This is a genomic window from Faecalibacterium sp. OF04-11AC (assembly GCF_003460645.1).
In the GTDB taxonomy this organism is placed as follows: domain Bacteria; phylum Bacillota; class Clostridia; order Oscillospirales; family Ruminococcaceae; genus Faecalibacterium; species Faecalibacterium prausnitzii_I.
In genome coordinates, this window is the sequence record NZ_QTVP01000003.1 from 87,244 (window position 1) to 106,856 (window position 19,613).

At 59.2% G+C, this 19,613-nt stretch carries 20 protein-coding genes and 4 pseudogenes; 19 read left to right on the top strand and 5 right to left on the bottom strand.

What is annotated here, in order from left to right; genetic code table 11:
* Window positions 1–67: 67 nt before the first annotated feature.
* From DXA70_RS02520 to DXA70_RS02590, 16 genes and pseudogenes are all read left to right on the top strand, one after another.
* Window positions 68–919: a transketolase gene (locus DXA70_RS02520; protein WP_022256844.1), complete on the top strand. Its 852-nt coding sequence runs from the start codon at window positions 68–70 to the stop codon at window positions 917–919.
* A 1-nt stretch (window position 920) separates the two neighbouring features.
* A pseudogene (locus tag DXA70_RS02525) lies at window positions 921–1,867 on the top strand (transketolase family protein).
* Between the two features lie 152 nt (window positions 1,868–2,019).
* On the top strand, window positions 2,020–2,328 hold the full coding sequence (gene trxA / locus DXA70_RS02530) for a thioredoxin (protein ID WP_022256846.1): 309 nt from the start codon (window positions 2,020–2,022) through the stop codon (window positions 2,326–2,328).
* A gap of 151 nt (window positions 2,329–2,479) precedes the next feature.
* On the top strand, window positions 2,480–2,782 hold the full coding sequence (locus tag DXA70_RS02535; RefSeq protein ID WP_128117523.1) for a type II toxin-antitoxin system Phd/YefM family antitoxin: 303 nt from the start codon (window positions 2,480–2,482) through the stop codon (window positions 2,780–2,782).
* 282 nt (window positions 2,783–3,064) lie between these two features.
* A complete protein-coding gene (locus DXA70_RS02540; protein ID WP_128117524.1) occupies window positions 3,065–3,529 on the top strand; it encodes an Hsp20/alpha crystallin family protein in 465 nt (154 codons plus the stop codon).
* Between the two features lie 314 nt (window positions 3,530–3,843).
* Window positions 3,844–5,442: an ATP phosphoribosyltransferase gene (hisG, locus tag DXA70_RS02545; protein WP_128117525.1), complete on the top strand. Its 1,599-nt coding sequence runs from the start codon at window positions 3,844–3,846 to the stop codon at window positions 5,440–5,442.
* Entirely contained in the window at window positions 5,439–6,713 is a 1,275-nt protein-coding gene (gene hisD, locus DXA70_RS02550) for a histidinol dehydrogenase (RefSeq protein WP_128117526.1), read from the top strand. The genes hisG and hisD overlap by 4 nt, the downstream gene beginning before the upstream one ends.
* Before the next feature lie 152 nt (window positions 6,714–6,865).
* Window positions 6,866–7,927, top strand: a complete 1,062-nt coding sequence (gene hisC, locus DXA70_RS02555) for a histidinol-phosphate transaminase (protein WP_128117527.1) — start codon at window positions 6,866–6,868, stop codon at window positions 7,925–7,927.
* A gap of 3 nt (window positions 7,928–7,930) precedes the next feature.
* Window positions 7,931–8,520: pseudogene (gene hisB / locus DXA70_RS02560) on the top strand (imidazoleglycerol-phosphate dehydratase HisB).
* Window positions 8,517–9,125 (top strand): imidazole glycerol phosphate synthase subunit HisH, encoded by a 609-nt coding sequence (gene hisH / locus DXA70_RS02565; RefSeq protein ID WP_128117528.1) that lies wholly within the window; start codon window positions 8,517–8,519, stop codon window positions 9,123–9,125. Before hisB ends, hisH begins: the two are co-directional and overlap by 4 nt.
* A 9-nt stretch (window positions 9,126–9,134) precedes the next feature.
* Entirely contained in the window at window positions 9,135–9,854 is a 720-nt protein-coding gene (gene hisA / locus DXA70_RS02570) for a 1-(5-phosphoribosyl)-5-[(5-phosphoribosylamino)methylideneamino]imidazole-4-carboxamide isomerase (RefSeq protein ID WP_128117529.1), read from the top strand.
* An 18-nt stretch (window positions 9,855–9,872) separates the two neighbouring features.
* Window positions 9,873–10,628 (top strand): imidazole glycerol phosphate synthase subunit HisF, encoded by a 756-nt coding sequence (gene hisF / locus DXA70_RS02575; protein WP_128117530.1) that lies wholly within the window; start codon window positions 9,873–9,875, stop codon window positions 10,626–10,628.
* Window positions 10,629–10,695: 67 nt separating this feature from the next.
* A pseudogene (gene hisIE / locus DXA70_RS02580) lies at window positions 10,696–11,330 on the top strand (bifunctional phosphoribosyl-AMP cyclohydrolase/phosphoribosyl-ATP diphosphatase HisIE).
* Between the two features lie 7 nt (window positions 11,331–11,337).
* On the top strand, window positions 11,338–11,793 hold the full coding sequence (locus DXA70_RS14005; RefSeq protein ID WP_243000993.1) for a PHP domain-containing protein: 456 nt from the start codon (window positions 11,338–11,340) through the stop codon (window positions 11,791–11,793).
* The gene (locus DXA70_RS14010) at window positions 11,790–12,161 is read left to right on the top strand and encodes a hypothetical protein (RefSeq protein WP_243000995.1); all 372 of its coding nucleotides are present in this window, start codon (window positions 11,790–11,792) and stop codon (window positions 12,159–12,161) included. Before DXA70_RS14005 ends, DXA70_RS14010 begins: the two co-directional genes overlap by 4 nt.
* A gap of 83 nt (window positions 12,162–12,244) precedes the next feature.
* Window positions 12,245–13,624 carry an MATE family efflux transporter gene (locus DXA70_RS02590; protein ID WP_128117531.1) on the top strand — a complete coding sequence of 460 codons (1,380 nt, stop codon included), beginning with the start codon at window positions 12,245–12,247 and terminating at the stop codon, window positions 13,622–13,624.
* A 61-nt stretch (window positions 13,625–13,685) separates the two neighbouring features.
* On the opposite strand, the pseudogene DXA70_RS02595 reads toward DXA70_RS02590, so the two are convergent.
* The 4 genes and pseudogenes from DXA70_RS02595 to DXA70_RS02610 all read right to left on the bottom strand — a co-directional run bounded on the left by DXA70_RS02595 (window position 13,686) and on the right by DXA70_RS02610 (window position 16,725).
* Window positions 13,686–14,320, bottom strand: a pseudogene (locus tag DXA70_RS02595) (orotate phosphoribosyltransferase).
* A gap of 251 nt (window positions 14,321–14,571) precedes the next feature.
* Window positions 14,572–15,108: a twin-arginine translocation signal domain-containing protein gene (locus tag DXA70_RS02600; protein ID WP_128117532.1), complete on the bottom strand. Its 537-nt coding sequence runs from the start codon at window positions 15,106–15,108 to the stop codon at window positions 14,572–14,574.
* A gap of 164 nt (window positions 15,109–15,272) precedes the next feature.
* Entirely contained in the window at window positions 15,273–15,896 is a 624-nt protein-coding gene (locus DXA70_RS02605; protein WP_128117533.1) for a twin-arginine translocation signal domain-containing protein, read from the bottom strand.
* A 133-nt stretch (window positions 15,897–16,029) separates the two neighbouring features.
* Window positions 16,030–16,725 carry a helix-turn-helix transcriptional regulator gene (locus DXA70_RS02610; protein ID WP_112115573.1) on the bottom strand — a complete coding sequence of 232 codons (696 nt, stop codon included), beginning with the start codon at window positions 16,723–16,725 and terminating at the stop codon, window positions 16,030–16,032.
* Between the two features lie 262 nt (window positions 16,726–16,987).
* On the opposite strand from DXA70_RS02610, the gene DXA70_RS02615 reads away from it, so the two are divergent.
* The 3 genes from DXA70_RS02615 to DXA70_RS14020 all read left to right on the top strand — a co-directional run bounded on the left by DXA70_RS02615 (window position 16,988) and on the right by DXA70_RS14020 (window position 18,435).
* Window positions 16,988–17,662 carry a histidine phosphatase family protein gene (locus tag DXA70_RS02615; RefSeq protein WP_128117534.1) on the top strand — a complete coding sequence of 225 codons (675 nt, stop codon included), beginning with the start codon at window positions 16,988–16,990 and terminating at the stop codon, window positions 17,660–17,662.
* Between the two features lie 166 nt (window positions 17,663–17,828).
* Window positions 17,829–18,203: a hypothetical protein gene (locus DXA70_RS14015; protein WP_243000996.1), complete on the top strand. Its 375-nt coding sequence runs from the start codon at window positions 17,829–17,831 to the stop codon at window positions 18,201–18,203.
* Entirely contained in the window at window positions 18,133–18,435 is a 303-nt protein-coding gene (locus tag DXA70_RS14020; protein ID WP_243000998.1) for a hypothetical protein, read from the top strand. Before DXA70_RS14015 ends, DXA70_RS14020 begins: the two co-directional genes overlap by 71 nt.
* 65 nt (window positions 18,436–18,500) lie before the next feature.
* On the opposite strand, the gene DXA70_RS02625 is transcribed toward DXA70_RS14020, so the two are convergent.
* A complete protein-coding gene (locus DXA70_RS02625; RefSeq protein WP_128117535.1) occupies window positions 18,501–19,607 on the bottom strand; it encodes a DUF3048 domain-containing protein in 1,107 nt (368 codons plus the stop codon).
* Between the last annotated feature and the right edge of the window lie 6 nt (window positions 19,608–19,613).

A 19,613-nucleotide genomic window follows, 5' to 3' on the forward strand; every position in this document is an offset into this window, starting at 1 on the left:
CCAAGGAATTGCGCGCCATCCATCTTGCAGATTCTTGCAATTCTGAGGTTCATACGGGAGGACCATCATGACAAATGCAGAAAAGCTCACCCTGGCAAAGCACGCCTGCCACATCCGCATGGGCGTGATCGAGGGGACCCACAGCGCCAAGTGCGGCCATCCGGGCGGCAGCCTGGACATTGCAGAGGTGCTGTCTTACCTCTATTTCGTGGACATGAACGTTGACCCTGAAAATCCGAAAGCACCGGACCGTGACCGTCTGGTGCTCTCCAAGGGCCACGCGGCCCCCGGCCTGTACGCCGCTCTGGCCGAGCGCGGCTATTTCCCGGTGGAAGACCTGAAGACCCTGCGTAAGATCGGCAGCTACCTGCAGGGCCACCCCAACATGAACACGGTGCCGGGCGTGGATATGTCCACCGGCAGCCTGGGCCAGGGCATCTCCGCCGCCTGCGGCATGGCACTGGGTGCCAAGCTCAAGCAGCAGCCCGTCAGCGTCTACGCCATCGTGGGCGACGGCGAGGTGGAAGAGGGCGAGTGCTGGGAGGCGTTCATGTTTGCGTCCCACTACAAGCTCTCCAACCTCTGCGTCTTCCTGGACCGCAACCATCTGCAGATCGACGGCACCACCGAGACGGTCATGGACAGCCACCCGCTGGAAGAAAAGCTCAAGGCTTTCAATTTCAACGTTCTGACCATCAATGGCCACGATTATGACGCCATCGAGTCCGCCATCAAGGCTTTCCACGCGGAAAACGACAAGCCCACCTGCATCATTCTGGACACCATCAAGGGCAAGGGCGTTTCCTTTATGGAGAACGCTGTGGAGTGGCACGGCAAGGGCCCCAACGATGAGGAGTACGCCATCGCCATGCAGGAGCTGAACGCAGCCTACGCCGCGCTGGAAGAGGAGGACAAGTAAGATGGCAGAAGTGAAGAAGATCGCAACCCGTGACAGTTACGGCAATACCCTGAAAGAGCTGGCCGCCGAGGGCCACGATGAGCTGGTGGTGCTGGACGCGGATCTGGCTGCTGCCACCAAGACGGGCATGTTCCGCAAGGCTTACCCCGGCCGCCACTTTGACTGCGGCATTGCCGAGGGCAATATGATGGGCGTGGCTGCAGGCCTGTCCACCATGGGCTATGTCCCCTTTGTTTCCAGCTTTGCCATGTTTGCCGCGGGCCGCGCGTTTGAGCAGATCCGCAACTCCATCGGCTACCCTCACCTCAACGTCAAGATCGGTGCCACCCATGGCGGCATCTCGGTGGGCGAGGACGGCGCTTCCCACCAGTGCTGTGAGGACTTTGCCTCATGCGCAGCATCCCCGGGATGACGGTCATCTGCCCCGCTGACGATGTGGAAGCCCGCGCCGCTGTCCGTGCCGCCTACGAGATGCAGGGCCCGGTCTACCTCCGCTTTGGCCGTCTGGCGGTTCCCGTGTTCCACGACGAGGCCAACTACCATTTTGAGCTGGGCAAGGGCGAGCAGATCACCAAGGGCGATGACATCGCCATCGTGGCTACCGGCCTGATGGTCAACGAGGCCCGCATTGCCGCCGAGCAGCTGGCTGCCGAGGGCATCCACGCCCGGGTCATCAACATCCACACCATTAAGCCTCTGGATGAGGACATCATCCTCAAGGCGGCCAAGGAGTGCGGCAAGATCGTCACTGCCGAGGAGCACAGTGTCATCGGCGGTCTGGGCGAGGCTGTCTGTGCCGTCCTGAGCGAGAAGTGCCCCACCCCTGTCCGCCGTGTGGGCGTGCAGGATAAGTTCGGCTGCTCCGGCCCGGCCTGGGATCTGCTCAAGCTGTATGGTCTGGACGCTGCCACCATCTGCAAGACTGCAAAAGAGATGCTGGGCAAGTAAAAAATCCGCTTTTCCGGAGGCCGCTGTAAGTTGCAGCGGCCTCTTTTGCGTTTTCTGCCGCGTTGTGTGACACAGTCACGGAAAACGGGGGCCCAATGGGGTATACTAGCACCATCGAACACAACGATACACTCTTACGGAGGTAAAAACATATGGCAGTCATCAACATTACCAGCGCAAACTTTGAATCCGAGGTCCTGCACAGCGACAAGCCCGTCCTGCTGGATTTCTGGGCAACCTGGTGCGGCCCCTGCCGGATGCTCTCCCCCATCGTGGACGAGGTGGCCGAGGAGCGCGGCGACATCAAGGTGGGCAAAGTCAACGTGGACGAGCAGCCTGAGCTGGCCGGCCAGTTCGACGTCATGAGCATCCCCACCCTGCTGGTCTTTGAGAACGGCAAGCTGGTCAACCGCGCTGTCGGTGCCCGCCCGAAGAGCGGCGTCCTGAGCCTGCTGGGCTGAGATAAAGTATGAGAGCAAGCCCCATATCCGTACTGTAAAAGTGCCGGATGTGGGGCTTTTGTGCTTGAATGAAATACTGATAAATTTGGCGATAAAATGGTTGACATTTTGATTGTGGAACCCTATACTGAAAGTACAGGAGGTGGGCAGAATGAACTCACTGGTAAATGCGATCAAGAATACAGTGCCGATCACGCAGTTCAACCGTGGTCTGGCCGGAAAAATATTTGAAGACGTCAAAAAGCAGGGTGCAAAGGTCGTGATGAAGAATAACACGCCGGAGTGTGTTCTGATGTCGCCGGAAGAATATCTGAGTCTGATGGAAGAGGTGGAGGACGCAAAGCTTCTCCAGCTGGCAGAAAGCCGCTTGCAGAATTTTACGCCTGCGGAAACAATTCCGGCAGAGGATGTCTACCAGCTGGCCGAAAAACGTGCCGCAAAAAATAATTTATAATCAGGGCTCCATATCTGCACTGCAATGTGTCGGAAGTGAAGACGAATAAAACACGATAGAACGAGTGAATTTTTGAAAGATTGCATGAAATTTTATCAAAGTATGATTCTTCTGTGAATTTTAGCACTCTAGGCTTGACATTGCTAATAAACGGTGCTATAACAGTGGCGTGCTCAGGAGGAAGGGCAAGAGGAGAGCCGCAAGGCTCCCCGGAAAGCCTTTCCGAATGGACGCTTCAGATTTTTTGCCCCGACCCGAACGCCGGGATTGGAGGAATGATTTATGCTTATGCCGACTGTTTTCCATGAAAACCTGTTCGATGATTTCTTCGATCCGTTCTGGAATGACGCTGCACTGGAACGTATGATGAACCGTGAGGCTCGTGACACCTTTGGTAAGCGCGGTGCAAACATGATGAAGACCGATGTCAAACAGACGGACAACGGCTACGAAGTAGCGGTTGACCTGCCGGGCTGCAAGAAGGAAGACGTTCAGATGGAACTGAACGACGGCTACCTGACCATTCAGGCAGTGCGCAGCCACAGCAACGATGAAAAGGATCAAGAGGGCCGCTATCTGCGGCGCGAATCTTTCTCCGGCACCTGTGCCCGCAGCTTCTACGTGGGCGATGTGAAGAAAGAAGACATCCACGCGAAGTTCGAGGATGGCGTCCTGCACATCGAGCTGCCTGCTTCTCAGCAGACGAAGGCTTTGCCTGAGAACCCGAATCTGATTGCAATTGAGTAAAACGTTGGTCGTGTGAGCCAAGGCACAACACGCATAGAAAGCCCCCGGAGAGCGGTAAAACACCCTCCGGGGGCTTTTTTGCGCCCAAAAGAGCCAGGATACGGTGGATTTGTCCGCTGAGAACGGACAAATGGCAAACACACCAGAAAATTTTTGCTGGAAAATCAAAAGGCTGTCACTTTTATGCTTTACAACTTTACCAAGATAAAGTAGAATAAAACCAGAACATCCTGCATCGGCTGCAGGAAAAGCCTGCACGGAACGTGCCGTGCAAAAGGCGTGGAAAAACACTGGGAAAGAAATGGGGAGACAGCATGGAGTTTGATCTTGCACGGCTGCAGCCTAAGGAGCGTGCCTCCTTTGCGCTGCGCGCGCTGTATGAAGCGGCGGGCTGCCGCAAATACCACATGGGCCGGTTTGAGGAGTATGGCCTGTATCAGGAGAACCGCAGTTTCCTCTCCTCGGAGCAGGTCATCACGTTTACCGACCTGGATGGCCGCCTGCTGGCCCTCAAGCCGGACGTGACCCTTTCCATTGCCAAGACGGCACAGCCCGCCCCGGGCGAAACGCTGAAATATTATTACCACGAGAACGTCTACCGCCCCTCGGCGGAGAGCCACACGTTCAAGGAGATCTCCCAGATGGGTCTTGAGATGCTGGGCCAGGTGAAAGAGCCGGAGGTGCGGCAGACGGTCTGCCTGGCGGCACAGTCACTGGAGCAGATGGGCCAGCCCTGGGTGCTGGAGATCAGCCACATGGGTTATCTCTTCGGTCTGTTCGACGCGCTGGGCGTGCCGGAGGCCGCCCGCCCCGGCCTGCTGGAAACGCTGCGGGCCAAGAACATCCATGAGCTGCGGGCGGCTGCCAAAGCGGCGGGCCTTTCGGATGCCGATGCCAACGCCCTGACGGCCCTGCTCTCCCTCAGCGGGGAGTATGCCGTGGCCCTGCCCAAGGCCGCGGCCCTCTGCCGCAACGCCCGGATGGAGGCCGCCGTGGCCGAGCTTAACGCGCTGGCCGAGCCGCTGGCAAAGGCGGGCGGCAGCATCCGGCTGGACCTGACCCTTGCGGGCGAGATGGAGTATTACAACGGCCTTATTTTCCAGGGCTATCTCCGCCCCCTGCCCCGCCCGCTGCTCAAGGGCGGCCGGTACGATCTGCTGATGCAGAAATTCACCCCCGGGGCGGACGCCATCGGGTTTGCGGTCTATCTGGACGAGCTGGACCGCCTGAGCGCCCCGCTGCCGCCCGTCCAGCAGCAGAACGCCGATCAAGGAATGCTGAATGTGGCCCTGCCCAAGGGCCGCCTGGGCGATAAGGTCTACGACCTGCTGGCCAGGATCGGCTACGGCTGCCCGGAGGACTACAACGCCACCCGCAAGCTGGTGGTGGAGAACCCGGCGGCGGGCATCCGCTACTTCCTCGTCAAGCCCAGCGACGTTGCCATTTACGTCGAGCACGGCGCGGCGGATGTGGGCATCGTGGGCAAGGATATCCTGACGGAGGCCTCTGCCGATGTCTACGAGCTGCTGGACACCGGCCTGGGCAAATGCCGGATGTGCGTGGCCGCCCCGGCGGATTACCAGGACGACCCCAGCCGCCCGGTGCGGGTGGCGACCAAGTTCGTCAACGTTGCAAAAAGCTATTACGCGTCCATGGGCCGGGACATCGACATCATCAAGCTGAACGGTTCCATTGAGCTGGCCCCCATCCTGGGCCTCTCGGACGTCATCGTGGACATCGTGGAGACGGGCACCACCCTCCGGGAAAACGGCCTGAAAGTGGTCACGGAGTTCATGCCCGTCTCGGCCCGGTTCATTGCCAATAAGGCCAGCTACCAGTTCAAACACAACGAGATGGAACTCATGCTCACAAAGCTGCGGGCAGCACTTGCAGAACAGGAGGCAGCAAAATGATCAAGCTCTATGATTTTGACTCGCTTAAGCCGGAAGAGATTTTAAACCGCGACATCCGCGCTGAGAAGAACGTGGAAGACGTGGTGGACGCCATCCTTGCGGACGTCCGCACCCGGGGCGATGAGGCCCTGAAAGAATACGCCCTCAAGTTCGATGGCGCGGAGCTCGAGAATTTACAGGTGACGCAGGAGGAGATCGAGGACGCCTTTGCCAACATGGACCCCTACTTCCTCGAAACCCTGAAAGAAGCCGCCGCCAACATCGAGAGCTTCCACCGCCAGCAGGTGCACAAGAACTTTGTGGTCAACGACAAGCCCGGCATCGTGCTGGGCCAGAAGTACACCCCCATTGAAAAGGCGGGTGTCTACGTCCCGGGCGGCACGGCGGCCTACCCCTCCACCGTCCTCATGGACGTCATCCCGGCCAAGGTGGCGGGCGTGTCCGAGATCGTCATGACCACCCCGGCGGGCAAGGACGGCAAGGTGAACCCCGTCATCCTGGCCGCGGCGGCCACCGCCGGCGTGACCAAAATTTTCAAGACCGGCGGCGCCCAGGCCGTGGCCGCGCTGGCCTATGGCACCCAGACCATCCCGGCGGTGGACAAGATCGTGGGCCCCGGCAACATCTACGTTGCTACCGCCAAGCGGAAAGTCTTCGGCAAGGTGGGCATTGATATGATCGCAGGCCCCAGCGAGATTCTGGTCCTGGCCGATGGCGGCTGCAACCCCGCCTGGGTGGCAGCTGATCTGCTGAGCCAGGCCGAGCACGACAAGCTGGCCAGCCCCGTCCTTGTCACCGACAGCCCGGAGCTTGCCAAGGCCGTGCAGGCCGAGCTGGAGGTTCAAATCCCTCAGCTGCCCCGTGCCGCCATTGCCCGGGCCAGCGTGGACGACAACGGCAAGATCATCGTCTGTGCGGACCTGCACAAGGCCATTGAGGCCTGCAACATCATTGCACCCGAGCATCTGGAAGTCTGTGTGGAAGACCCGTTCGGCGTGCTGAACGAGATCAAGAACGCGGGCAGCATCTTCATGGGCCGCAACGTGCCCGAGGCGCTGGGCGATTACTTCGCAGGGCCCAACCACACTCTGCCTACCAGCGGCACCGCCCGCTTCTCCAGCCCCCTGGGCGTGGACGATTTCGTCAAGAAATCCAGCTTTATTTACTACACCCGGGAGGCGCTGGGCGAGGTTGCCCCCCGCATTGCCGATTTTGCCCAGCGGGAGGGCCTGCACGCCCACGCCCGCAGTGTGACGATTCGATACGAATAAACCTCTCAGGCGCTTTGCGCCAGCCGTTCCCCTTTCGGCACTTCCGTGCCACCTCCCCCGGCCGGGGAGTCTTTCCTATCAGGGGAGCCCTTGGCAAAGAGGTTTCGTTGCCAGTTGACGAGAACGCATTATCAGAAACGGAGGAACATCGAATGAGCCGTTTTCTTTCACCCCGCCTTGCCGCTGTCACCCCCTACACCCCGGGGGAGCAGCCGCAGGACCAGAAATACATCAAGCTCAACACCAACGAGAGCCCCTACCCGCCCTCCCCGGCGGTGCTGGATGCCGTGAACCGGGCCGAGGTGGAAAAGCTCCGCCTCTACTCCGACCCCGCCTGTGCCGCCCTGCTCCAGACCGCGGCAAAGCACTTTGGCCTGCAGCCGGATCAGATCATGCCCGGCAACGGCAGCGACGAGAACCTCTTCTTCGCGCTCCGGGCGTTCTGCGATGAGAGCCACCCGCTGGCCTATGCCGACATCACCTACGGCTGCTACGGCGTCTGGTGCGGGCTGCTCCACATCCCCAGCGATATCGTTCCCCTGAAAGAGGATTTCACCCTGGACCCGGCGGATTACTACGGCCGGAACGAGACCATCGTCATTGCCAACCCCAATGCCCCCACGGGTCTGGCCTTGCCCCGCGGTGCCATTGAGGGCATCCTGAAAGCCAACCCCAACAATGTGGTCATTGTGGACGAGGCCTATGTGGATTTTGGCGGGGAGAGCTGCGTGCCCCTCATCGACCAGTACGAGAACCTGCTGGTGATCCAGACGTTCTCCAAATCCCGCCAGCTGGCGGGTGCCCGGCTGGGCCTGGCCATGGGCAATGCAAAGCTCATTGCAGACCTGAATCGGGTCAAGTTCAGCCTGAACCCCTACAATATCAACCGGCTGACCCTGAAAGCCGGTGAGGCCGCGCTGAACGATACCGCCTATTTCGACAAGACCCGCGCGGCCATCATCGAGACCCGTGCCTGGACGAAACAGCAGCTGGAAGCGCGGGGCTTCACCTGCCTGGACAGCCGCTCCAACTTCCTGTTTGCCAGCACGGAGCGGAAAAACGGGGCGGAACTTTACAAAAAGTTGAAAGAAAAGGGCGTGCTGGTGCGGCATTTCGATGCCCCGCGCATTGCCAACTGGCTGCGCGTCACCATTGGCACGCCGGAGGAAATGCAGGCGCTGCTGGCAGCTCTTGACAAGATTTTGGAGGAATGAGCCATGCGGGAAGTGACCATCGAACGGAACACCAACGAGACGCAGATCGAGCTGACCCTCAATCTGGACGGCGCGGGCCGCTATCAGGTGGACACGGGCTGCGGCTTTCTGAACCACATGCTGGAGCTGTTTGCCCGGCATGGCCGCTTTGACCTCGTCCTCACCTGCCACGGCGATGTGGAGGTGGACTACCACCACACCACCGAGGACATCGGCATTGCACTGGGGCAGGCTTTTGCCAAGGCTCTGGGCGATATGCGGGGCATCCGCCGCTACGGCAGCTTCACTCTGCCCATGGACGAAGCCTCATCCTCTGCGCGGTGGATATCTCCGGCCGCTGCACCCTCAACTGGGATGTGCACTGCAAGACGGAAAAAGTAGGCGATTTTGACGTGGAGTGCGTGCAGGAGTTCTGGCTGGGCTTTGCGCGCAACCTGCCTGCTACCGTCCACTTTGTACAATTTGCAGGCGAAAATACCCACCATATTCTCGAAGCCTGCTTCAAGGGTGCGGGCCGCGCGCTGGCCGAGGCCGTCCGCATCGACGCTGCCCACCGGGATGAGATCCCCTCCACGAAAGGACTGCTGGTATGATCGCAATGGTTGATTATGGCGTGGGCAATCTGTTCAGCCTCAAATCCAGCCTGGCCCATCTGGGGCTGGAAGCGGTGGTCACGGCAGACCCCGCCCGGCTCCGGGCGGCTGACCGGATCATCCTGCCCGGCGTGGGAGCCTTTGGCGACGCCATGGAGAAACTCACCGCCACGGGCCTTGTGCCGGTAATAAAAGAAGAGGCCCGGAAAAAGCCCCTGCTGGGCATCTGCCTGGGGATGCAGCTGCTGTTTGAGAAGAGCTATGAATACGGCGAGCACCAAGGCCTCGGCTTTGTCCAAGGCGAGGTCTGCCCGCTGGAGCCGGACCTGAAAGACCCGGCGCTGAAAGTACCCCAGATCGGCTGGAACGCCCTCCACATCCTCCGGGACGACCCGCTTTTCCAATATATCCAGGAGGGCGAGTACGTCTATTACGTCCACAGCTATTACGGCAAACACTGTACCGCCAGTACGTTGGCCGTCAGTGATTACTCCATCCCGGTCACGGGCGTGGTGCGGGCGGGCAAGGTGTACGGCACGCAGTTCCACCCGGAGAAGAGCGGCGACACCGGGCTGCGGATCTTAAAGGCGTTTGCAGAATTGTGAGGAAATATCATGAAACTCTATCCCGCCATTGACCTGCGGAACGGGCAGGTCGTCCGCCTGACCCAGGGCGATTACGATAAAATGACCGTCTACGGCACCGACCCCTGCGCCCAGGCGCGGCAGTTTGTGGCCGCAGGGGCAAAATACCTCCACGTTGTCGATCTGGACGGCGCAAAAGACGGTACCCTCTCCAACTATGACACCATTGCCGCACTGGCAAAGCAGGGCGGCCTGTACATCGAGGTGGGCGGCGGCATCCGCACCGAGGAGCGGATCGAAAAATATCTCTCCCTCGGCGTGGGGCGCTGCATCCTGGGCAGCGTGGCCGTGACGGATTTTGAGTTCACGGTCCGGATGCTGCAAAAGTACGGCGATCAGATCGCGGTGGGCGTGGACGCCAAAGATGGCTTTGTTGCCATCCACGGCTGGAAAGAGGTCAGCGCCGAAAAGGGCGTGGACTTCTGCAAGCGGCTGGCGGCAGCGGGCTGCAAAGCCATCATCTACACGGATATTGCCTGCGACGGCGCCATGCAGGGCACCAATCTGGCCCTCTACCGCCAGCTCTCGGCCGAGGTGCCGGGGGTGGAGTTCACGGCCAGCGGCGGCATTTCCTCGGAGGCAGAGCTGCTGGAGCTGGAGCGGATGGGGGTGGCGGCCGCCATCCTGGGCAAGAGCCTCTACACCGGGGCGCTGGACCTTGCCCGCTGCGTACAGCTGGTACAGAAATAAACGAAAGGGAAACGCAAGATGATCACAAAACGCATCATTCCCTGTCTGGATGTCCGGAATGGCCGGGTGGTCAAGGGCACCAACTTTGAGGGCATCAAGGATGTGGCCGACCCGGTGGAAATGGCCCGGCGCTACAACGCTGCCGGGGCCGATGAGCTGGTGTTCTACGACATCACGGCCAGTTTTGAGGGCCGCGCCCTCTTCACGGAGATTCTGACCCGGGTGGCCAGCGAGATCTTCATCCCCCTGACGGTGGGCGGCGGCATCAACACGCTGGAAGATTTTGACCGGGTGCTCAAGTGCGGGGCCGATAAAGTCAGCGTCAACTCGGGAGCCCTCAAGAACCCAAACCTCATTCCGGCGGCGGCCCAGCGGTACGGCAACCAGTGCGTCGTCCTCTCGGCAGACGTCAAGCGGGTGGACGGCCAGTTCCGCGTTTTTGCCAAGGGCGGGCGCGAAGATACGGGCCGGGACGCGCTGGACTGGATCGCCTGGGCCGTGGACCACGGCGCGGGCGAAGTCTGCCTCAACAGCATTGACACGGACGGTGTCCGCAATGGATTTGATCTCGAGATGCTGGATGCCGTTGCCAGCCGGGTCAGCGTGCCCATCATCGCCAGCGGCGGCGCGGGCAAAAAAGAGGATTTTCTGGAGCTGTTCGGCCACAAGGGCATCGACGCGGGCCTGGCGGCGGGCATTTTCCACCAGAAGCTGCTCACCATCCGGGAGTTAAAGGAATACTTAAATAAAAATGGTGTGGAAATGCGGCTGTGAACCCCTTGCGTTTCCCATCGGAATCGGATAAACTATAGGTGTCCCCATTCGGGGCGGGAGTATTACCATGGAACTGAAATTTGATGAAAAAGGCCTGATCCCTGCCATCGTGCAGGACCACTACACCAAAGAGGTGCTCACCCTCGCGTACATGAACGCCGAGACCCTGGCGCTGACCATTGCGGAGGGCCGCACGGTCTTCTGGAGCCGGAGCCGTCAGGAGATCTGGCGCAAAGGCGAGACCAGCGGCAATGTGCAGCGGGTGGTGTCCATCACCGCCGACTGCGACGCGGACGCCTGGTGGTGGAAGTGGTAAAAGCGGGCCCCGCCTGCCACACCGGCGCGGAGAGCTGCTTCTTCAACGAAGTGTATGTCTCCCCGGAGCTCAAGCAGTTCAGCTGGCAGGGCCTGTACGACCTCATCAAGGGCCGCAAGACCAGCCCCAAGGAGGGCAGCTACACCACCTACCTGTTTGAGAAAGGCAAAGAGAAGATCCTCAAAAAGGTGGGCGAGGAGTGCACCGAGGTCATCATTGCGGGCGAAAAAGAAGACAACGCCGAGACCATTTATGAGATCAGCGACCTGGCTTACCATGTGCTGGTACTGATGGTGCAGGCGGGCATCACGGTGGAGGATATCACCCGTGAGCTGGAAAAACGACACGTTATTGACCACAAGGTCAAACAGGAAAGGATGCAGTGAGTTCACTATGGCAGATTTCAAGAAGTCCAGTGTACATTGTCACTCGACGATGTGCGACGGCAAAAACACCTTGCAGGAGATGGCCAGCGCGGCCTGCGCGCAGGGCCTGACCACATTGGGCTTCACGGGCCATAGCTATACCCAGCGTGACCGCGAATACTGCATGAGCCCCAGCCGTACCGCCCAGTACAAGGCCACCATTGCCAAGCTCAAGACCGAGTATAAGGGCAAGGTGGATATCCTCTGCGGCATCGAGTGGGACATCCTCAGCGAGGACAAGCGCGCCGGCTATGATTACTGGATCGGCAGCGCGCACCACCTGTACGGCAAGAACACGGGCAAGTATTATGAGATCGACTTCCGCCCGCAGGACCTGCACGACTGTATTTACGATGATTTTGACGGCGACCCGCTGGCCGCTGTGGAAGCTACTTTGCCGAGGTGGAAAAGGTGGCGGCCATGAAGCCGGACATCCTGGCCCACATCGACCTCATCAAGAAGCTGAACGCCGAGGGCGAGTTCTTTGATGAAGAGTCTCCCCGCTACAAGGCAGCTGCCCTCAAGGCGCTGAACGCGGCCAAAGAGAATGGCTGCCTGCTGGAGGTCAACACCGGCGGCGTCTACCGCGGCTACCGCAAGGACTTCTACCCTGGCCCGTGGCTCCTGACCGAGTGGCACAAGATGGGCGGCAAGGTCATCATCACCTCCGACGCCCACGATACCGCCAGCTTGACCTTTGGCTTTGATGAGGCCGCTGAGGCGGTGAAAGCCGCAGGCTTTTCCAGCGTGGAGGTGCTCACCGTCAACGGCTTTGAGACCCAGGAGCTGTAAACAACAAGTAAAATGAGACAAGGCTGCTGTGCAACTGCATGGCAGCCCTGTTTTTGCGATCAATTTTGAGAGGCAGGAACCCTATGACCCAGACCATCCCCGCAAAGAAAAATTTCTTCAGCCAGAATGTGGACCTGATGAACGGCCCCATTTTCAAGAGCCTGTTCGTCTTCATGCTCCCCATTTTTGTTTCCAACCTGTTCCAGCAGCTGTATAATACCGTGGACACCATGATCGTGGGCAATGTGCTGGGCGACACGGCATTGGCCGCCATTGGCTCCTGCGGCTCGATCTACGAGCTTCTGGTCGGATTCGGCATTGGTATTGGCAACGGCCTTGCCATCGTTGCAGCGCGCTCCTACGGGGCCCAGGACGAGGACCTGCTCAAGAAGACCGTGGCAGGCTCTCTCGTCATCGGATTTTTGTCCTCCCTCTGCATCACGCTGGCAGGCCTTGTGGGCCTGCACCCGCTGCTGGTGCTGCTGGACACCCCGGCGGAGATCCTGGAAGAGGCCTACAGCTATATCATCATCATTGACGTGGGCGTGCTGGTCATGTTTGCGTACAACCTCTGTGCAGGCCTGCTCCGGGCCATCGGCAACAGTTTCATGCCGCTGGTCTTTCTGCTGATCTCCTCGGGCCTGAACGTGGCGCTGGACCTCGTGTTCATCGCCGTCGTCGGCATGGGGGTCAAGGGAGCGGCCGTGGCCACTGTCATTTCCCAGGGCGTTTCGGTGGTGCTCTGCATCTTCTATGTCCTCCGCAAGACCCGCGTGCTGGTGCCAGAGCGCAAGCACTTCCAGGTGGGCAGAAAGCTCTACTGGGACCTGTTCAGCCAGAGCATTTCCATGGGCCTCATGAGCAGCATCGTCTCGGCAGGCTCCGTGGTGCTGCAATATGGCATCAACGGGCTGGGTACGCTGGTCATCGCCGGACACACCGCCGCCCGGAAGATGTTCGCCTTTACGGATATGCCACTCATTGCCATGGCGAATGCGGGTTCCACGTTCGTCTCCCAGAACTACGGCGCAAACCACCCGGACCGTGTCCGCAAGGGGATGCGGGAAATTTACCTTTATTCTGTGGTGGTGGCCGTGCTGGCTGTTCTGTTGATGAACGTGGGCGCCGAGTGGATGATCAAGCTGATCTCCGGTTCCAGCGAGGCGGTGGTGCTGGAAAACGGCGCAAAATATCTGATCTGGAACGCTCCGTTCTACGCGGTGCTGGGTGTGCTGCTCTCCACCCGCTATGCCCTGCAGAGCCTGGGTCAGAAAGTGCTGCCCCTCTTCTCCAGCGTCATTGAGTTTGTGGGCAAGATCCTGTTCGTGCTGTTCTTCATCCCCCGCTTTGCCTACGATGCCGTCATCCTCTGCGAGCCCATCATCTGGTGCTTTATGACGGTGGAGCTGGTGCTGGTCTACCTGCACGACCCGTTTGTGTTCCCGAAAAAAGCGAAAAATTAAGAATAAAACGCAAGAAAAGCGCTGCCAATGGCAGCGCTTTTCTGTTACGAGGATCTGAATTTTACAGTGCCGAATACCCAAAACTGTTGACCAAGGCGTCAATGTGCTGGCCTGCCTTGCACAGGGGGCACTCGCGGGAGTCATAGCTGGCGTAATCGGGCAGGCTGGAGGGGTCAAAGATGGAAGTCACCGGGATGCCGGCGCACGCGGTGGTGGTGGCAAAGATGGCGGAAAGGCCGGCCACCGTGCCGCCGTAGTAGTTGACAGCCTCGACCGCGGCCTGCGCCGTGTAGCCGGTGGTGATGGAGGCGGCCAGGATGAGCACATGCTTGCCCTTGACCATGGGGGCCAGATTGTCACGCAGGATGATCTGGCTGCCGGTGGTGTACTCCGGGGTAATGACGTAGATGGTCTGGTGGGCGTTCATGTTGGAGAAGCCGTCTTTCGTCAGCTCGTTGGCCAGGCAGGTGCCGATGACCTGGGTGCGTCCAGGCAGAGGACGGTATCCACGATGGTGTTGTGCTGGTAGGCGGCCACCAGCTCTTTGGCCACGGCTTTGGCTTCGGACAGGCGGGCTTTCTGGGTGGTCACGTCGATGTAATAGTTGATATGGCTGTGGCTGGTGGCAAAATGGCCTTTGGCCACGCGCAGGAACAGACTGCTCTTATTGGTGGGAAGCTTTACCATATTGATCATAACTGCAACACTCCTGTTCTGATAAATGCGGCGCGGACGCCCTTGCCGAAAACACAAACAGCACAGCAGCTCTCCTGAGCCCGCCGCTGTGCTCCCCTCCGTTTTCATGCATCTATTGTAACAGCAAGCGGGCACTGTGCACAAGACACAAAACCACTAAAAATCCTACCGAAAACTTGAGCAGTATGACGTGAAAAGGGCGCAAAAAAGCCGCCCGGCAACGCCGGGCGGCAGAAAGCGCAAAAACTAAATTACTTAGCCATATTGCTGAGAATATACTCACCGGTCAATTTCCAAGTGGCACCATACTCAGTGTAGGGGTCGGCATCAGGCTGATAGAAGAAAGTAACGACGTCTTTTTCGCCCAGAGAGGAAACACCAGAAATAGTAATAGTGCCCTCAGCGGTCTTGTCTTTCTTCAACTGGGCATTGTAAAGCTCTTGACTAATCTTCAGATTGCTGAAATCAGAAGCATATTTCTTGGTGGTTTCTTTCCCGGAATCGTTGGTACTGGTAATACCGACATAGAAGCAAGAATTGTTGACACGCATCGGATTGCCGCGACCGCACTTAACGCTGAAATCAAAAGTAAGCGTGCGATCGGAAGCATTATAAGTTGCACCAGAAAGCGTGGACTGTGCCTGCAGGACGGTGATTTTGCCATACTCCGTACGGGTAGCTTTGTTATCATCCTTGGAGCAGCCAGTGAACATGCTGGAACCAGCCACGGCCACAGCAGCAACAGCGGTATATTTCAGGAAAGAGCGGCGAGAAAATGTTAAGGACATAATCGTTCCTCCTCGTATGTACAAATACAATTTTGCAAGTTTGCTCAAAAAGCATTACCTATAAAATAGGCGAAAACAAAGCAAATGTCAATGGTTTTGAAAATGTTTTTGTGAAACTTTTGGCCTTGCTCTGTCCAAAACTGACGAAATTTCGTCCCGCAAGATCAGGCTTTGGCCACATCGGAAGCGCTCAGACTGAAAGTGAGCGTCTTGTTGGTGACAAAGGTCGGGGTATAGGTGACCGTGATCTGCTGCCAGCCGGTGGGCACCATGCAGACCAGCTCAATGTAGCCGGAGCGCTGCGGGGGCAGGCTGGGGGCATCGGTAAAGGTCTCGGTGGTGCTGTCGTACAGGGAGATGTAAGCGCCGCTCTCCACGTCGGCACCATCGCAGACCACGGCAAAATCGGTGGTGGAAGCGGACAGAGCGTGGAAGTAAGGAGCCGTGTTGGCAGCCTTGGCGGCATCGGTATTCAGCGGGTAAGCGGCGTTGATCTCTGCAATGTTGGGGGCACCGATGTTGAACGTGACGCTGGAAGAGCGGTTGACGGCGGTGACCAGCACAGCCACATACTCATGGCCCGGGACATCGGGGGCGGAAGTCAGGGTAAAAACGCTGGTCAGCTGAACACCCAGATTGTTCCAGTTGCTGACCTTATCGCCGACTTTGACCTCGACAGAAGCATTGGAGCTGGACTGGCAGCCGCCCAGCAGAGCGGCCGTGCCCAGAGCGGCGGCAGAAGCACCGGTGCACTTGAGGAACGTACGGCGGGAAATTTTATTGGACATGGGAAATGCCTCCTTCTATTGAATGCAGATCATGAAACGCTTTTCTGATACTTCGTTTATAACATCTTTTGCACCAGGATGCAAGCATTTACGTCCAGAATTTACACTTGTTTCACAGGGAGCAACAAAAAACTCACGGCTCCGGGGTCAGGCCTTTGACATGGGTCTCGCTGGTCTTGACCAGGTTGAGCAGGCTGGGGGTGTACAGCGGGAACTCGCGGGTCAGGCTCTCGGTGGTCATGGCGAGGCTGGAGGGGTCCTTGACGCCCTCGCCGCCGTTGACATCCTCCCCGGCCAGCAGGGCCTCCACGTTGGATTCCGCCATCTTCATCACGGCGTCCGAGTAGCCGGGCCAGCGGCGGGCCTCCACGCCAAACAGGCTCTGGGCGTTGTGAGGCTCGGCAGAATAGAGCAGCCGGAACATCTTGGCCACAGCCATCATCAGGTAGCTGCTCACCTCGGTGGTCAGGGCCTTGCTGTGGCACTGGCCGATCTTGGCGTACAGCACGTTGAGGCTGTTGGAGATCAGTTTTTTGTTCATGGTGGGCAGCACGCTTCCGTGGTAGATGTTGTCTTTCATCTTATCGGGGTTGGGCAGGTCCTCGGCCGAGAGCATCATGCCGTTGCGCTCGGCAGAACGGCCCAGCAGATAATCACAGGAGACATTATAATAATCGGCCACTTTGACCACAAAGTCCAGGCCGCATTCGCGGATGCCTTTCTCGTAGTGGGAGAGCAGGGCCTGCGAGACACCCAGATCCTCCGCAGCCTGTTTCTGGGTGATGCCGCGCTCCTTGCGCAGAAGTTTGATGATACGGTTAAATTCCATGATGTTTTTGCTCCTCGATGATGAAATTGGAACATCCTTGATTTTTGGTTTACAGCACGTTGATTATACACAATGGAAAACGACTTGTAAAGCAAGAAAAGTGACGGAATTTTTTGTCGATTTTCGTCATTTTTATCAAAAAACTTGCCCCTCCCCCATATCTATGCTAAACTAGAGGACAGAAAGCATACATTTTGTGGCACGCGGCAAAACAGGATCTTGCCTGCGGGGCCAAAATTCAGGATAAATTGAGGTAGTTTACATGAAAACGTTCAAACTTCATCTCATCCGCCATGGCATAACCGAGGGCAACCTCAAGGGGCTGTACATCGGCAGCGGCACGGATATCCCTCTGTGCGACGAGGGCCGCGCCCAACTGCAGGAGCTGAAAGAGCGGTTCGAGTACCCGCAGGTGGATACCGTCTTCTCCTCCCCGCTGATGCGCTCTGTGGAGACGGCCAACATCCTCTTCCCCAACGCCACCCACCAGTTCTCGGTGCACGACCTGCGGGAGGCGGGCTTCGGCGTGTTTGAGAACCGCCCGGTGAAAGAGCTGGTCAAGGATGAGGACTTCAAAAAGTGGATCACCCCCGGCTCCGGCTTTGTGCCCGAGGGTGCCGAGCCCACCGAGCAGTTCCATGCCCGCTGTGCCGAGACCCTGCTCAAGCTGTTTGAGTACATGATCCGGATGGATGTCACCGAGGCCGCCTGCGTGACCCACGGCGGCGTCATCATGAGTATGCTGAGCCAGCGTGCCCTCCCCTCCCGCCACCCGGAGCAGTGGATGGCCGACCCCGGCTGCGGCTACACTGTCCAGACCGATGTTCAGCTCTGGATGCGGGACCGCCTGGTGGAGGCCATCGACATCGTGCCCTTTGGCTATGCCGATACCCTGCGGGGCCAGGCCGAGACCGAGGAAAACGAAGCGTTTGAATAACGTGGGATCATAAGTCTGCAAAATCTTTGCCGCCGGGCACAAAACTGCTGTCCGACGGCATTTTTGCGGCAAAGAACGAGAAATTCCGGGCAAAAGCCTTGACAGGGTGCCCGGAATTTACTATTGTATAAAGTGAAACTTTTCCCTTGCAAGGAGGAATCCCCCGATGTCTCAATCTTTGTCGCGTCGTTCGTTCCTGAAATGCGCCGGGTCGGGTGCGGTCAGTCTGGCTGCTGCCCTGCTCACGGGCGTTTCGGCGGCCGCGCTTGCGCCCTGCTATCAGGGCGAACCTGCCCTGCTGGACGGCAAAGCTGCCGTTGAGCTGCTGGGCTATGCCCCGGCCCCGGGTCTGGGCGGTGCGCTGATCTATCTCTCGGTGGAAAATCTCTCTGCAAAAACGCTGGCCGTGGGGGCCAGGCTACCTGCTCAGCCGGGAGGTCGCCACCACCGACGAGCTCTATACCCTGGGCGTGGGCCTCGCCGCCCGGTGCGACGGCAAGCCTGTCCGCTGCGGCAGCTTTGCAGCGCCCCTCTACGGTGAGAATGCGGCGGATGCCTCGGCGTTCACGCTGAACCTCTCCGCAGGCCGCGGAGCCATGCTCCACTGCTTCTGTGAGGTACCGGAAAATTGGGAGACGCTGGAGCTGACCTATCAGCCTGCCTTTGCGGCCAGCCAGCCCATGACGTTCGTGGTGCGCCGCGGTGCCGATGAAGTCCAGCTGGGCCCTGTGCCCGCTTCCCCTGCCGAAGTGGGCAGCGTGGTGGACCTGTAAAGATTCCAAGAAAAACAAATGCCTCCGCGTCAGACCGGCGCGGAGGCATTTTTGCATGTTTGAGATTATTGGATCAGATTTTCTCCGGCGGAGTTGGTCACGGTCAGCTCCTGCCCGGTCACGCTGGAAACGAGGGCCAGGTAGCTCCGCCCGGCGTTCAGGGTCAGCAGCTCGCCGTCGGCATCGTAAAACTGGAACGTGGTGTCGGTGCCCTGCGTCCAGGTGATGTACCACAGGTGCCCGCCGTTGAGCCAGACGCCGCCGCCCATGGAAAGATCATAGTCGAACGTCTGCTCGTCATCCCGCAGGGCGGAAGCGCTGAACAGGACGAGCAGGTTGTCAAAGGCTGCCTGCTGGCCGCTGTTGGCGTCCAGCTGCGGGGTGCCGTCGGCGTGGAGCATGTTGTAGGTGGCGCTCTCGGCGTCGTAGGCAAAGCCCGTGGCGTTCTGTTCGTCGAACTGGAGCCGGACATTGACGGCATCGGGGGCCGTGGCATCCGGGACTTTATTTTCCATGCTCTGGGGCAGCAGGGCCGGGATGGTCAGAGGCGTGTCCTCCCCGGAGGCGCTGTCCGCCGCCGCGGAAGCGGCCGTCGTCACCCGGGATTCGGTCAGCGTGGAGGAGATGTTCAGCGTTTCCAGCGCGCTGGAAAGGGCGCTGCCGCTGGTGTACCAGAGGGGCGCGTTGCTCCACCCTGCCGGGCAGGAAAAGGCGTTGCGGCCTGCTTCCAGTGCATCGACAGGCCGCAGAGAATAATAATCAAGATAATTCTGGTCGAACTGCCCGCCGCCGCGCTGGACGGGGATCACCTGCTGGCCTACCAGAAGCCGCCAGTATAAGTCTTCGCCGGCGGCCACCGGGCCCACCTGAGGCACAGCGTTCACAGAGGGATAGACCAGACAGAGCCGGGTGCTGCCCTGCAGCTCGGTGCGGGCTTCCAGCACCACGGAAGCGGTGGAAAGCCCCCACTGGGTGGTGCTGTCCGAGGCGTTCTCAATGCTCACCGCCACGGGGCGCTGGCCCGGCCAGAGCTGCTCCTGCCCGGTGAGCGGGTCGGTGGGAACAGGCTGCTCCGGGGCGGGATCGGATGGCAGGAGCGAACAGCCTGCCAGCAGGGCGGCACAGAGCCCGAGGCTGACAGCGGCCCGGAGCGCGGTTCCAATGCGTTTCATTCGCGT